13 protein-coding genes are annotated in these 13,417 nt (G+C 64.3%); 2 read left to right on the plus strand and 11 right to left on the minus strand.

The genetic code is table 11. The annotated features are described in order from the left end of the window. Positions 1–37: 37 nt before the first annotated feature. Genes rpoS through surE form a run of 4 tightly spaced genes read right to left on the minus strand, consistent with a single transcriptional unit; the run spans position 38 to position 3,727 of the window. Positions 38–1,174, minus strand: a complete 1,137-nt coding sequence (rpoS, locus tag ABIC76_RS19230; protein WP_354534921.1) for an RNA polymerase sigma factor RpoS — start codon at positions 1,172–1,174, stop codon at positions 38–40. Between the two features lie 8 nt (positions 1,175–1,182). Beyond that, complete coding sequence (locus tag ABIC76_RS19235) at positions 1,183–2,010, minus strand: peptidoglycan DD-metalloendopeptidase family protein (protein WP_354534922.1); 828 nt, start codon at positions 2,008–2,010, stop codon at positions 1,183–1,185. Between the two features lies 1 nt (position 2,011). Further along, positions 2,012–2,956: a protein-L-isoaspartate(D-aspartate) O-methyltransferase gene (locus tag ABIC76_RS19240; protein WP_354534923.1), complete on the minus strand. Its 945-nt coding sequence runs from the start codon at positions 2,954–2,956 to the stop codon at positions 2,012–2,014. 15 nt (positions 2,957–2,971) lie between these two features. Next, complete coding sequence (surE, locus tag ABIC76_RS19245) at positions 2,972–3,727, minus strand: 5'/3'-nucleotidase SurE (RefSeq protein ID WP_354534924.1); 756 nt, start codon at positions 3,725–3,727, stop codon at positions 2,972–2,974. Between the two features lie 210 nt (positions 3,728–3,937). Between surE and ABIC76_RS19250 the strand changes: the two genes are divergently transcribed. Continuing rightward, positions 3,938–4,912, plus strand: coding sequence for an NADPH:quinone oxidoreductase family protein (locus ABIC76_RS19250; RefSeq protein ID WP_009238416.1), 975 nt, complete (start codon positions 3,938–3,940; stop codon positions 4,910–4,912). Positions 4,913–4,987: 75 nt separating this feature from the next. On the opposite strand, the gene ABIC76_RS19255 is transcribed toward ABIC76_RS19250, so the two are convergent. The 7 genes from ABIC76_RS19255 to ABIC76_RS19285 all read right to left on the minus strand — a co-directional run bounded on the left by ABIC76_RS19255 (position 4,988) and on the right by ABIC76_RS19285 (position 11,888). Then, the gene (locus tag ABIC76_RS19255) at positions 4,988–6,094 is read right to left on the minus strand and encodes an alkene reductase (protein ID WP_102066998.1); all 1,107 of its coding nucleotides are present in this window, start codon (positions 6,092–6,094) and stop codon (positions 4,988–4,990) included. Positions 6,095–6,192: 98 nt separating this feature from the next. After that, positions 6,193–6,822 (minus strand): TetR/AcrR family transcriptional regulator, encoded by a 630-nt coding sequence (locus tag ABIC76_RS19260; protein ID WP_354534925.1) that lies wholly within the window; start codon positions 6,820–6,822, stop codon positions 6,193–6,195. Positions 6,823–6,911: 89 nt separating this feature from the next. Further along, on the minus strand, positions 6,912–7,703 hold the full coding sequence (locus ABIC76_RS19265) for an ABC transporter permease (protein ID WP_354534926.1): 792 nt from the start codon (positions 7,701–7,703) through the stop codon (positions 6,912–6,914). 23 nt (positions 7,704–7,726) lie between these two features. Continuing rightward, positions 7,727–8,539, minus strand: coding sequence for an ABC transporter ATP-binding protein (locus ABIC76_RS19270; protein ID WP_027677645.1), 813 nt, complete (start codon positions 8,537–8,539; stop codon positions 7,727–7,729). 64 nt (positions 8,540–8,603) lie between these two features. Next, complete coding sequence (locus ABIC76_RS19275) at positions 8,604–9,653, minus strand: ABC transporter substrate-binding protein (RefSeq protein WP_027677646.1); 1,050 nt, start codon at positions 9,651–9,653, stop codon at positions 8,604–8,606. An 89-nt stretch (positions 9,654–9,742) separates the two neighbouring features. After that, positions 9,743–10,951 carry a CaiB/BaiF CoA transferase family protein gene (locus ABIC76_RS19280; protein WP_354534927.1) on the minus strand — a complete coding sequence of 403 codons (1,209 nt, stop codon included), beginning with the start codon at positions 10,949–10,951 and terminating at the stop codon, positions 9,743–9,745. A 22-nt stretch (positions 10,952–10,973) separates the two neighbouring features. Then, complete coding sequence (locus tag ABIC76_RS19285) at positions 10,974–11,888, minus strand: LysR substrate-binding domain-containing protein (protein ID WP_354534928.1); 915 nt, start codon at positions 11,886–11,888, stop codon at positions 10,974–10,976. A gap of 163 nt (positions 11,889–12,051) precedes the next feature. Between ABIC76_RS19285 and ABIC76_RS19290 the strand changes: the two genes are divergently transcribed. After that, positions 12,052–13,410 carry a carbohydrate porin gene (locus tag ABIC76_RS19290; RefSeq protein ID WP_354534929.1) on the plus strand — a complete coding sequence of 453 codons (1,359 nt, stop codon included), beginning with the start codon at positions 12,052–12,054 and terminating at the stop codon, positions 13,408–13,410. The last annotated feature ends 7 nt before the right edge of the window (positions 13,411–13,417 follow it).

The raw sequence follows: 13,417 nt of genomic DNA on the forward strand, positions 1-13,417 counted from the left end.
ATGAAACTGGAGGAGAAAGAAGAGAGGCTGCGGCGCCTTACAGCACCGCATCCTTACGCACGCCCTGCGAAGCGAAATGGCGCTTGAGCTTGACCAGCGCTTCCTGCTGAATCTGACGAACACGTTCGCGCGTCAGGCCCATCTCGGCGGCCAGCTCTTCCAGCGTCGCAGGCTCGATGTAGTTGAGGCCGAAGCGGCGCTCCACCACATAGCGGTGCTTGTCGGACAAGCGAGCAAGCCACGACTTCATCAGCAGCGAAAGCTCGCGATGTGCCACCTCCTGGTCCGGCGAGGCGCCATGCTCATCCGAGAGAAAATCGAGCAGGCTCGTGCCCGGATCCAGATCGAACGGTGTATCCAGCGAAGTCGTGTGCTCGTTGAGCGAGAGCACGTCCTGCACTTCCTCCGTGGTCTTGCCGAGCAAGTGAGCGATGTCTTCAAGGCTCGCGTCTCGGCCGTCCACGCCGCTCTTTTCCAGATGACGCTTGGCACGCAGCACCTGGTTGAGTTCGCGAATCACGTGCACCGGCAGGCGAACCGTACGCGCCTGATTCATGATCGCGCGCTCGATGCTCTGGCGGATCCACCACGTTGCATACGTCGAGAAGCGGAACCCGCGCTCCGGATCGAACTTTTCGATCGCGTGCATCAGACCCAGGTTGCCTTCCTCGATCAGGTCAAGCAGCGGCACACCGCGGTTCAGATAGCCTTTTGCGATGCTCACGACCAAGCGGAGGTTGCGCTCGATCATGACCTGGCGCGCGGCAAATTCGCCCGCCTTGGCCAGCGTCGAGAAATGCAGTTCTTCCGCTGGCGTCAGAAGCGGCTTGATGCTGATGCGATTGAGATAGTGCTGAACCGTGTCGGCGGCCAGTTCGGCCTGCAGCACCTTGCGGAAATCTTCCTCGGGTGCGGCCTCCTCTGCCTCTTCACCCTCGTCCTCTTCTTCATCCGGCTCGTCAGCACTGTCCGACGTGTCGTTGAGATCAGCAGAATCGGAGGCAGGTAGATCGTCGACCAGCGCGTCGACGACTTCGATCTCTTCAGTAGGAGGCTGTGCCGCGCCGCGCGCACGCCGCCCCGCGCGCCCATTTGGGGTGCGCTGGCCCTCTACAGCAGCGTCGATGTTGTCATCGGCGGGGGTGATGGGCGTGGCAGCTTTCTGGCGCGGCATGCATTCCTCTATTGAGGCGGCAAGTAGCGCATCGGATCGACCGGCTTACCGTTGCGGCGCACTTCAAAATGAAGCTTCACGCGATCCGCATCAGTACTGCCCATTTCGGCGATCTTCTGCCCTTTCTTGACCGTGGATTGCTCGGTGACCAGAACCTTGTCGTTGTTGCCGTAGGCGGTCAGGAACGTGTCGTTGTGTTTGATGATGACAAGATTCCCGTACCCACGCAAGGGTCCAACGTGGATCACTTTTCCGTCGTCGGCAGCGACCACGGCATCACCACGTTTGCCACCAATGTCGATGCCCTTGTTGCTCTTGTCATCGAAACGGTTGATGAGCGAGCCGCGTGCCGGCCAGGCCAGCGAGATTGCGCTGTCGCTTGCCCCGGCAGGAGCGCCGGACGACGCTGCGGACGGCGGCGTGGCGGGCGTCGAATCGACCGGCTGCGTAGTCGTGTTAGGCGGGCGAACCGGTGTGACGACGGCCGCGGTGCTGCTGACATCGGCGTTCGGCGGAACAACGCGTAACAGCTGATCGACTTCGATCTGGTTCGGATTGGCGATGTTGTTCCACGCCACCAAATCTCGCGGGGCCTGGCCGTTGCGCAGGGCGATGCTGTACAAGGTATCGCCACGCTTGACTCGATAGTAGCCGGGGGGCGGCGGCTCTTGCGACGTGGCCCCGGTGCTGCCGGCGCGCGAGGTGCGGTCGAGAACGGGGGCCTGATTGCCGGAGGATGCGCAAGCCGCCAATAGTGCGGCCGACACCATCGCCACGGCGAGCCGGCCTGCGCGTGCGGGGCTTGGACGGTTCATGGAGCTCCGGGAAATGAACATGCTAAACAGTTCCTGATTTTAACGGGACAAAGAAAACGCCTTCAAGCGCGGTACTGTGAAACTGGAAGCGGCTGCGGCGCTCGATGAGAACGAGCTGCTGCGCCGGGCCGCTGCTGCGGTCGGTGGCCACAGGGGCGATCAGCCGGCCGCCAACGGTGAGCTGGTCGAGCAGCGCCTGCGGCACCTCCAGCCCCGCCGCCGCCAGGATGATGGCGTCAAACGGCGCGGCCTTCGGCAGCCCGAGCATGCCGTCGCCATAGTGCAGACGGATGTTTGGCACGCGGAGTGGCCGCAAGTTCGCTTTGGCTTTTTCATGCAGCGGCCGAACGCGCTCGATCGAATACACCTCGTCGGCGAGCTGCGCCAGAACGGCGGCCTGGTAGCCGCAGCCGGTACCGATTTCCAGCACGCGCGCGAGCGGCAGGCCGGTGCGACTGGGCCGCCCACTCAATAACAACTCAATCATCCGTCCGACCACCGACGGCTTCGAGATCGTTTGCTGATGGCCGATGGGCAACGCGGAATCTTCGTAGGCTTGCGAAGCCAGGCCGGCATCGACGAACAAATGGCGTGGCACGGTGCTGATGGCTGCCAGCACGCGCTTGTCGCTCACGCCGCCGGCTTGCACCCGACCGACCAATGCCTGACGCGCACGGTCCGACGCCATACCGCCAGCCGCCGCATGTGCTGCGGCTGTGCGGGCCTGCACCGCGCTCGCAGCAACGGCGCCGACCGCAGCGTCGACACCCGCCACGCGCTGCGGCGCAGGTGCCGGGGCGGAAGCCGGCGACGCGCGCTCGACCGATGCCGCACGCGCCGGCGTAGGGCGTGACACCGCGCTCACCCCGGACGAGATGCGCGTTTCACGCTGGCGCTCCACGGGCTTGCGCTCGACGACTGCATCGAGCGTCAACGGAAAACGCCGGTCGCGCGGACGTTCAGACATGAGCCACCATGCCGATCATGGCGTCTGCCAGCGGCGCACGGTGCGCAGTTGGGCCGTATCGGTCAGATCAAGCTGCAGCGGCGTCAGCGAGACGAAGCCGTGCGCAACGGCGTGGAAATCGGTGCCCTCGCTGGCGTCTTTAGCATCGCCGGCGGCACCAACCCAGAAGATCGGCTCGCCGCGCGGATTGGCCTGACGGATCACCGGCTGGGACTGGTGCCGCTTGCCCAGACGCGTCGCACGCCAACCCGCCAGCTCGGCGTACGGCAGATTCGGGATATTGACGTTCAGCAGGACCGGCCCATCGAGCGGATCGGACAGATAGCGCTCGACCACCTCGCGGGCCACGCGCTCGGCGGCGTCGAGGTGCGTCCAGCCCTTGTCAACTTGCGAAAACGCAATCGACGGAATACCGAACAGATGGCCTTCGATGGCGGCGGCGACGGTGCCGGAATACAGCACGTCTTCGCCCATGTTCTGGCCCTGGTTGATACCGGAGACGACCAAGTCGGGCTTCTCTTCGATCATGCCGGTCAGCGCAATGTGCACGCAGTCCGTCGGTGTGCCGTTGACGAAACGAAAACCCTTCTGGGCACCTTCCGTCGCCTCGAACACCGAAAGCGGACGCTGCAGCGTAAGCGAGTTGGAGGCGCCGCTGTGGTTCTGCTCCGGCGCGACCACCGTCACGCGGCCCAGCGGGCTCAGCGCACGATACAGCGCCGCGAGCCCGGGGGCGAGGTATCCGTCGTCGTTGGCAATGAGAATATGCATGGCGCGGATTGTAACCGAGCAACGTTCGCGAATCGTGCTCGCGCATACGTCTGCACGCTTACAAAAAATGCATCGACAAGCCGCGGGATTCATCGCGCCCGGCCAAATCGAACGACCGTGCTTTTATTCGGTTACACTGCCGGACGAGATCGCGTGCAATGCATGCGAGATGGCGAACAATCCAACGCAAGACTGTTGAGGAGACACATGATGAAAGCCGTCGTCTGCAAGACCTGGGGCCCGCCCGAATCGCTGGTGATCGAAACGCTGCCGGACCTCTCGCCCGGCGCCGGCGAAGTCGTGATCGACGTAAAGGCCGCGGGGGTGAATTTTCCTGACGTGCTCATCATCCAGAACAAGTACCAGTTCAAGCCGGAGCTGCCGTTTACGCCCGGCTCGGAAGTCGCGGGTGTGGTCAATGCGGTCGGCGAAGGCGTGTCGCATCTGAAGGCCGGCGACCACGTGATCGCGTTTCTTGGCCAGGGCGCGTTTGCTTCACAGGTCAAGGCCTCGGCCAAGGTAGTGATGCCAATGCCGCCGGGCATGGCGTTCGACACCGCTGCCGCGTTCACGCTCACCTATGGCACGTCGCACCACGCGGTGGTCGATCGCGGGCAACTGAAGGCCGGCGAAACGATGCTCGTGCTCGGCGCCGCAGGCGGTGTCGGACTGGCCGCTATCGAGATCGGCAAGGCGATCGGTGCGCGCGTCATCGCTGCGGCATCGAGCGACGAGAAGCTGGCGGTCTGCAAGGACCACGGCGCCGACGCCCTCATCAACTATTCGACCGAAGACCTGCGCGAGCGCATCAAGGAACTGACCGACGGCAAAGGCCCGGACGTGATCTACGACCCGGTCGGCGGCATCTACGCGGAACCGGCGTTCCGCTCGATCGCCTGGCGGGGCCGCTACCTCGTGGTCGGATTTGCCAACGGAGAGATCCCCAAGATGCCGCTGAATTTGGCGTTGCTGAAAGGCGCGTCGCTGGTGGGCGTGTTCTGGGGCGAATTCGCGCGCCGCGAGCCGAAGGCGAATCTGGCGAACATGATGCAGATGCTCGGCTGGATGCAGGAAGGCAAGATCCGGCCGCATATCTCTGCGCGCTATCCGCTGGAGCAGACGACGCAGGCGCTGCTGGACATGGCGGCGCGCAAGGTGACGGGCAAGGTCGTGATCCAGCCTTAAAAACGTCAGCGCTGAACGAAAAAAGCCGCGCAGGTTGATCGCCTGCGCGGCTTTCTTCTTTGATGCAACGGTCTATCAGGCCGCTTCTTCCAGCGTCGGATAGTCGGTGTAGCCCTTTTCCTGGCCGCCGTAGAACGTTGCGCGATCCGGCTTGTTGAGCGATGCGCCGGCACGGAAGCGCGCCACCAGATCGGGATTGGCGATGAACGGGCGACCGAACGCAACGGCATCCGCCAGACCGGAGGCGATCATCTGTTCGCCCTCTTCCGCCGTGTATTGACCGCACACGATGAGCGTGCCCTTGAAGGCGTCGCGCAGTTGGCGACGGAAATCGTTGCTCAGCTCGGGGCCGCCGGCCCAATCCGGCTCCGCGATGTGCAGGTAGGCGATGCCGCGCTTGGTCAGCTCGCGCGCAAGGTACAGGGCGCTTTCTTCAGCTTGTTCATCGGCAATGTCGTGCGCGACGAAGTGCGGCGAGAGGCGGATGCCGACGCGGTCTGCGCCAATCTCGGCGATGGCGGTGTCGACGACCTCGAGAATCAGTCGGGCGCGGTTTTCCAGGGAGCCGCCGTACTGGTCGGTGCGCTGGTTGCTGTTGGTCGACAGGAATTGGTGCAGCAGGTAACCGTTGGCGGCGTGGATTTCAACGAAATCGAAACCGGCGCGACGTGCACGCAGCACGGCCTGGCGGTATTGCGCAATCACACCGGGGATTTCTTCCGTGGCCAGGGCACGCGGCTCGCTGGTCGGCACATTGGCGGGCGTGCCGTCCGGCTGGACGACAAAGCTCTGCGCGCCCTTGGCGACGATGGCGGACGGCGCGACGGGAGCCTGGCCGTTTTCCTGCAGCAACGTGTTCGAAATACGGCCCACGTGCCACAGTTGTTGCGAGATGCGGCCGCCCTTGGCGTGCACGGCATCCACCACTGCCTTCCAACCGGCTTCCTGTGCGTCGGTGTACATGCCCGGCGTCCAGGCGTAGCCCTGGCCCTGGCGGGAAATTTGCGTCGCTTCAGTGACGATGAGGCCAGCAGTGGCACGCTGGGCGTAGTAGGTCACGTTCAGTTCGGTCGGCACGTCACCCGGCTGGCCAGCGCGCGAGCGCGTAAGCGGCGCCATGACGACACGATTGGCGAGGGTCGTACGGCCGGTCTGAACCGGGGACAGCAGTTGTTGAGTCATATCAGCTCCTGAAAGGCACTATTCGACCGGTCATCTAGAACCGGAATCAAAGAAAAAGCGAGGAACGTGCCTCGCCGGCAATGGGTTTCAGATTGGAATCAGTGTTTTGGCTTGGCGAGCAGCATTTCGGTTTGCGCGACACAGCTCTTGAACGCGTCGACCGTGCGGTGCGCCTTGGCCAGCAGTGCACCGCCCATCCACATGGCGTACAGGCCTTCGGCCAGTTCGTGCGCGTCCTGCGCGGGCGCCAACGAACCGTCGGCGACACCGGCCTCGATTGCGGTGGCGATGCGCTCGACCATGCGCGTCATCCCTGCCGACAACACCTTGCGCATCGGCTCCGACAAATCCGACACCTCTCCCGACAGCTTGACCGCGAGGCACGTGACTTCGCATGCGCTGCGCTCGTGCAGATCGATCCAGGCCATGAAATAGCGCAGCAGCCGTTCACGGGCGGTGATGCGCGTGTCGTTGAAGAGGCTGACAACGCCCGCGTCGTAGTCCTGGAAATAGCGCTCCAGCATGGCAACGCCAAAGTCTTCCTTGGACCCGAAGTAGTAATAGAACGAACCCTTCGGCACCTGCGCACGGCCCAGGATTTCCGCCAATCCGACGGCCGAAAAACCGCGCCCGAGGATCAGCTCGGCACCGGCGTCCAGGATGCGGTCGCGGGTGTCGTGCCGGGCTTCGGCGCCTTCAGCGGTGACGGGTTCGGGGTGCTTGCTCATGATGGGTGGCATTGTAGTAGACCGACCGTCTAGTTGCATGACCCTGCTCACGACAGGGTCGATGTGACGTTTGCGTCGTCCGCGCGCGCTCAGAGCTTTTCCGTCTCGCCGCTTTTCGGCTGCCAGCGCATCAGGCGTTTTTCCATCAAGCCGACGAGCCAATCCAGGACCAGCGCGAAGACCGTCAGCACGACGATGCCCGCAAACACGGTATTGATGTCGAACGTGCCCTCTGCCTGCAGGATCAGGTAGCCCACACCGCGGGCGGAGCCGAGATACTCCCCCACCACTGCCCCGACGAACGCCAGGCCCACCGACGTATGCAGCGACGAGAACACCCAGCTCGTCGCGCTCGGCAGATAGACGAAACGCAGCAGTTGCCGCTGCGATGCGCCTAGCATGCGCGCATTGGCCAGCACGACCGGGCTGACTTCCTTCACGCCCTGGTAGACGTTGAAGAAGACGATGAAGAACACCAGCGTCACCGCCAGCGCGACCTTTGACCAGATCCCCAGCCCGAACCACACGCCGAAGATCGGCGCCAGGATCACGCGCGGCATCGAATTGGCCGCCTTGATGTACGGATCCAGCACCGCCGAAGCCGCGGGGCTCAGCGCCAGCCACAAGCCGGCGCCCAGGCCAGTGGCGGTGCCGATGGCAAAGGCCAGCACTGTCTCGGCCAACGTCACGCCAAGGTGTTGATAGATATCGCCTTCAGAAACGAACCACGCCCAGATGCGCTGGGCAACGATGAGCGGTTCTCCGAAGAAGAACGCAACTTCCTGCGAGCGCGTGGCGAAGTGCCACACGCCCAACGTGACGACGAGCAGGCCAAGCTGCCAGGTGCGCAGCGCGATGGGGGAAAGCGGACGGTTAGCCATGGATGCAATCGATCAGATTCAGGTCAAGCCACGCGGCGGTGCTGCGCATAGCCCTTGAGGACTTCCTCGCGCAGGACGTCCCAGATGCGCGAGTGCAGGTCGACAAAGCCGGCCTGGTCACGAATCTCGGCCACATCGCGCGGGCGCGGCAGATCGATGGTGAATTCGCCGATCGGGTGCGTGCCGGGGCCGGCCGCCAGCACGACCACGCGGTCGCTCATGGCAATCGCCTCGTCCAAATCGTGCGTGATGAACAGCACCGCCTTGCGCTTGGCGGCCCAGAGGTCGAGCACCTCGTTTTCCATCAGCTGGCGCGTCTGGATATCGAGCGCGGAAAACGGCTCGTCCATGAGGATGATGTCGGGGTCGAGCACCAGCGTTTGCGCGAGGCTCACGCGCTTGCGCATGCCGCCGGAGAGTTGATGCGGATAGCGGTCTTCAAACCCGGCCAGCCCGACGCGGGCGAGCCACGACATGGCGAGGTCACGCGCCTCCTTGTCGGGCATGCCGCGAAACTCCAGCCCGGCCATCACGTTGTCGAGCGCGCTGCGCCACGGCATCAGCGCCTCTGCCTGGAACATGTAGCCGGCACGACGGTTGATGCCGACCAGCGGTTCGCCAAACACGCGCACCTGCCCGGAAGACGGCTGCAACAGGCCCGCCGCCAGATTCAGCAACGTGGATTTGCCGCAGCCGGTGGGGCCGACCACCGAGACGAACTCGCCGGCCTGCACCTCCAGCGAGGTGTTTTGCACGGCGGTGTAACGCTGGCCCGGCGTATCGGGCGAGATGAACGTGCAGGTGATCTGATCGAACGAAAGCGCGGGATGGGGCATGGTCTGCGGTCCAAAAGCAATGCGCCCGGGCAAAACCGGGCGCGTTGCTGAAAGCCTGTGGAACTTACTTGTATTTGGCGTTGGCCTTCTGCACGAAGGTATTGGTGAAGGTCTGGTCGAGCTTGATCTGCTTGCCCTTCACTTCCGCATCAAACTCCGAGAGCGTACGCAGCGCCGTGGTCGGGCCGTCGGCGGGCATCGTGCCGTCCGGCGAGATCGCCTCACGCACCTTCTCCCATGCCGCCAAATACAGCGCACGGTCGCCGAGCAGATAGGCTTCGGGCACCGTCTTGACGATGTCCGAGGGGCCTGCCTTCTGCAGCCACTTGAGCGCGCGCACCATGGCGTTGGTCATCGCCTGCGTCGTGTTCGGATTCTTCTGGATGAACGCGGTGGACGCGTACAGGCAGCCGGCCGGCATGTTGCCGCCAAACACCGCCTTGGTATCGGCCAGCGTGCGGGTATCCGAAACCACGCGGACTTCATTCTTCTGCGTGAGCATCGACATCACGGGGTCCAGGTTGGCCAGGGCGTCGATCTGGCCTGCGCGTACGGCCGCAATCGCCCCGCTGCTCGGGCCCACGCCGATGATCGACACTTCGTTCGGCTTGATGCCGGCGCGCGCCAGCACGTAGTTGACCATGATGTTGGTCGACGAACCCGGCGCCGTCACGCCGATCTTCTTGCCCTTCAAATCGGCAATCGACTTGAAGTTGGGCATCGTCTTATTGTTGACCGCCAACACGATCTGCGGTGCGCGCCCTTGCAGCACGAACTCCTGATACATCTGGCCCTTGGCCTGCAGCACCAGCGTGTGCTCGTAGGCACCGCTCACGACGTCCGCGCTACCGCCGACCACAGCCTGCAGCGCTTTTGCACCGCCGGCAAAGTCGACGATTTCAACGTCCAGGCCTTCGTCCTTGAAGTAACCCAGACGCTCGGCAATCGTCAGCGGCAGGTAGTAGAACAGCGCCTTGCCGCCCACCGCGATGGTGACCTTGCTTTTTTCAGGTTTGCCCTGTGCCAGAACGGCGGGGCTGGCAGCCAGCAGGCTTGTCGCGCACAGTGCTGCGCCCATCCACTTTGCCCAGCGCCCAATGACTCGTGTCCCCATGCCTGTCTCCTGTTCTGTGGCGTTCACTGCCTTGGCGGCGATATTACCGCAACGATTTGCAACACAACATGCGGGATCGTCCTAGCTGCTTAGCTTTTGGCTTCGGCAACGATGCCCTGCGAAACGAGCGCGTCGATCTGCGCATCGGTGAGGCCGTGGCCGCGCAGGACGTCCCGCGTGTGCTGGCCCAGGCGCGGCGCGCTCGCCTGCACGGCGCCCGGCGTGGCGGAAAGCTTCGGCACCACGCCCGGCATCTCGACCTCGATGCCCGACTGCGCGCGCACGGTTTCGATCACGCCGCGTGCGCGGTAGTGCGGGTCGGCGGCAATGTCGGCGATGGTGTAGATCGGGCCGCTGGGCACTTCGGCCGCATGCAGCGCGGTCAGAACATCTGCGATGGGCAAGGTGCTCGTCCACGCGTTGATGGCTGCGTCGATTTCCTCGGCACGCGCGGCGCGGCCGTCGTTGCGGGCCAGGCCGGGATCGTCAGCCAGGTCTTGCCGGCCCATGTGTTGCATCAGGCGGCGGAAGATGTTGTCGCCGTTGGCGGCAATCAGAACGTATTCGCCACCGGCGCAGCGATAGGCGTTCGACGGTGCGATGCCCGGCAGCGCCCCGCCCGCCGGCTGGCGGATCGCGCCAAACACCGAATACTCCGGCAGCAGGCTCTCCGTCAGGTTGAACACGGATTCATACAGCGCCACGTCGATCACCTGCCCCTTGCCGCCGCGCGCGTCGCGTTCGTACAGCGCCAGCAGCACGCCCAACGCGCCATGCAAACCGGCGATGGTGTCGCCGAGCGACAGCCCCGCCCGGGCAGGCGGGCGCCCCGGCTCACCGGTCAAATAGCGCAGGCCGGCCATGGCTTCGGCAATGGCCGCAAAGCCCGGCTCATCCCGTTTAGGGCCCGTCTGGCCGTAGCCCGACACACGCAGCATGATCAGTTTCGGGTTGATGGCGGAAAGCGCTTCGTACGACAGCCCCCACTTTTCCATCGTCCCCGGGCGGAAGTTTTCGATCAGCACATCGGCTTCAGCAGCCAGCTTGCGAACAACCTCCTGCCCTTCCGGGACACGCAAGTCGACGCAGACCGATTGCTTGTTGCGCGATTGCGCCTCCCACCAGACTGACGTGCCCTCATGCAGCATCCGCCATTTGCGCAGCGGATCGCCTTGCCCCGGCGGCTCGATCTTGATGACCTGGGCGCCAAAGTCGGCGAGCGTCTTGGCAGCAAACGGCCCGGCGATCAGCTGCCCGAGTTCGAGCACACGGATGTCCTGCAAAACCTGTGTCGGCATGGTCGTATGGAAAGCGTTGAATTCAGAGTGCGGTGGGGTTGCCGAGCAGATGCGTCATCAGCAGGCGCGCGGAACTGGTCAGCGCATCGGGGTCGCGCACGCCCACCAGCAGGCGGCGATGTGCCCATTCGTCTTGGAGCGGCACGAGCGCCAGACCCGCGCCCGGCAGGCTCGATACATGCCCTTGTGCGGCGATGCGCGGCAACACGCCCACGCCCAGACCAGAGGCCACCATCCGGCAGACGGCTTCGAAGCTGCGTACCTGGATGCGCAGGCGCAGCGGCTTGCCCAGGCGAAGGCTTTCGTCGACCAGCTGCGCGGCCAGCGACGTGCCTGGCGGCAGGCTGACGAAGTCGAAATCCACGGCGTCGGCGAAATGGACCTGCTTGCGCCCGGCCAATGGATGTCCGCGCGGCGTGACCAAGGCGAGATCGTCTTCGCGGTAGTCGAACGATTGCAGCCCGTCGCACGGCGTACCGGCCGCGAAGATGCCGAGATCCGCCCGGTTCTCGCGCAGCGCGGCGACGATATCGCCGCTGTCCTGCTCCTCCAGCGCGATGCGGATGGCCGGATTGGCCAGCATGAACGCGGCCAGGTCGTCGGCCAGGAATTGCGTAATCGACGAGGTGTTGGCCCACACGCGCACCAGCCCCCGCGTTCCGGCGGCAAAGTCCGACAACGCACCCGCCATGCGCTCGACGTCCTGCAGGATGCCCACGGCGTGGCGGAAGCACGCCTGGCCGGCTTCAGTCAGCTCCACGCCCGCGGCATGGCGATACAGCAACGGCGCGCCTACGGCCGCTTCGAGATCGGAAATCCGCTTGCTCGCCGCGGCCACGGCCAAGTGCGATTGGCGGGCCCCAGCCGAGATGCTGCCCAGCCGGGCCACCGCCACAAACAGGCCAAGGGTGACGAGATCGAAGCGGGCGAGATTCATCGCGGAGAGCTGAAGGTGGGAAATACACAACATCGATGCAATATCAGGGCATGTTTCCTGCGCGTTTCATCCGGCCGTCATCCGCCCACGGTTAACATGGCGGGCTTTTGGCCGTTCCCCGATCCGAGAAGGGATTCTAACGGCGTTCTCCCTGCTTGCTGCCATGTTGCTTCCGTTCCGTCTTGCCCGCCTGACTGCCCTGTGCGCGCTCTCCCTGAGCGCCGGCCACGCCTTGGCAGCTGAAAGCACACCAGATGACAGCAGCAAGTGGGCGATCAACGATCCAGACCGCTTTGCCGTCCACGGCCAGGCGACGTACGTCTGGCAGCACGACCTGTCGTTCCACTCGCCGTACAGCGGGCCGAACAGCCTGTCGGGCAAGTCGACGACGAGCTATTCGGTCACGACGACGCTTGATCTGGGCATGCGCCTCTGGCAAGGCGCCGAAGTCCATATCAACCCCGAAATGGCGCTCGGTCAGCCGTTCTCGGGCCTGCATGGTCTGGCCGGATTCACCAACGGTGAGCTGGCAAAGACGGCCGGCCCGGATCCGACGCTCTACCGCGCACGCGCCTTCTTCCGCCAGACCGTTGGCCTGGGCGGCGGCACCGAAGACCAGGAAGCCGAGATGAACCAGTTTGCCGGCCCGGTCGACAAGCGTCGCCTGGTCGTTACGGCAGGTAATTTTTCGGTGCTGGACGTGTTCGACAGCGTCACGTACGCACATGACCCGCGCACGCAATTCCTGAACTGGTCATTCCTCACGCACGGCGCGTTCGACTACGCCGCCGATGCCCGCGGCTACACCTGGGGCGCGGCCCTGGAGTATTACGACGGCGACTGGGCGTACCGCATCGGCCGCTTCATCCAGCCCGAAGAGTCCAACGGCTTGCCGCTGGACACACGCATCGGCCGCCACTACGGCGATGTCTTTGAAGTCGAGCGCAGCCACACGCTTGCCGGCCAGCCAGGCAAGCTGCGCGTCATGCTGTTCCGCAACCGAACCAATATGGCGCGCTACAACGATGCCCTCGCCCTGGGTCAATCGACAGACAGCGCGCCAGATGTTAGCCTCACGCGACGCGACAACACCAAGGTCGGTGTCGGCATCGGCGGCGAACAGCAGATCAACGACGACATTGGCGTCTTCGCTCGTGCGTCGTGGGCGGACGGCAAGACGGAAACCTACGCCTTCACGGAAATCGACCGTTCGGTGTCGTTCGGCACGATCGTCAAGGGCAGCAAATGGGGACGTTCGGAAGACACGGTAGGCCTGGCCGCGGCCATCAACATGCTGTCGCCGGATCACCGCCGCTACCTGCAGCAAGGCGGCGTGGGCGTATTCCTGGGAGACGGCAAGCTGAACTACGCGCCCGAGCAGATCGTCGAGGCGTTCTATAGCTTCCAGGCGACCAAGCACCTGTGGGTCAGCGCCGATGTGCAATGGATTCGCAACCCCGGCTACAACGCGGATCGCGGCCCCGCCGTATTTTTCGGTACGCGCCTGCATACCGAGTTCTGACGTTCAG

Source organism: Ralstonia sp. 1138 (assembly GCF_040544795.1).
Lineage (GTDB): Bacteria > Pseudomonadota > Gammaproteobacteria > Burkholderiales > Burkholderiaceae > Ralstonia > Ralstonia flatus.

What these genes read in the sequence shown, in the direction of transcription:
- ABIC76_RS19250 (WP_009238416.1), top strand. Translation starts at nt 3,938, where the DNA reads ATGAAAGCCGTCGTCTGCAAGACCTGGGGCCCGCCCGAATCGCTGGTG.
- ABIC76_RS19270 (WP_027677645.1), bottom strand. Translation starts at nt 8,539, where the DNA reads ATGCCCCATCCCGCGCTTTCGTTCGATCAGATCACCTGCACGTTCATC.
- rpoS (WP_354534921.1), bottom strand. Translation starts at nt 1,174, where the DNA reads ATGCCGCGCCAGAAAGCTGCCACGCCCATCACCCCCGCCGATGACAAC.
- ABIC76_RS19240 (WP_354534923.1), bottom strand. Translation starts at nt 2,956, where the DNA reads ATGTCTGAACGTCCGCGCGACCGGCGTTTTCCGTTGACGCTCGATGCA.
- ABIC76_RS19255 (WP_102066998.1), bottom strand. Translation starts at nt 6,094, where the DNA reads ATGACTCAACAACTGCTGTCCCCGGTTCAGACCGGCCGTACGACCCTC.
- ABIC76_RS19265 (WP_354534926.1), bottom strand. Translation starts at nt 7,703, where the DNA reads ATGGCTAACCGTCCGCTTTCCCCCATCGCGCTGCGCACCTGGCAGCTT.
- ABIC76_RS19285 (WP_354534928.1), bottom strand. Translation starts at nt 11,888, where the DNA reads ATGAATCTCGCCCGCTTCGATCTCGTCACCCTTGGCCTGTTTGTGGCG.
- ABIC76_RS19275 (WP_027677646.1), bottom strand. Translation starts at nt 9,653, where the DNA reads ATGGGGACACGAGTCATTGGGCGCTGGGCAAAGTGGATGGGCGCAGCA.
- ABIC76_RS19260 (WP_354534925.1), bottom strand. Translation starts at nt 6,822, where the DNA reads ATGAGCAAGCACCCCGAACCCGTCACCGCTGAAGGCGCCGAAGCCCGG.
- surE (WP_354534924.1), bottom strand. Translation starts at nt 3,727, where the DNA reads ATGCATATTCTCATTGCCAACGACGACGGATACCTCGCCCCCGGGCTC.
- ABIC76_RS19280 (WP_354534927.1), bottom strand. Translation starts at nt 10,951, where the DNA reads ATGCCGACACAGGTTTTGCAGGACATCCGTGTGCTCGAACTCGGGCAG.
- ABIC76_RS19290 (WP_354534929.1), top strand. Translation starts at nt 12,052, where the DNA reads ATGTTGCTTCCGTTCCGTCTTGCCCGCCTGACTGCCCTGTGCGCGCTC.
- ABIC76_RS19235 (WP_354534922.1), bottom strand. Translation starts at nt 2,010, where the DNA reads ATGTTCATTTCCCGGAGCTCCATGAACCGTCCAAGCCCCGCACGCGCA.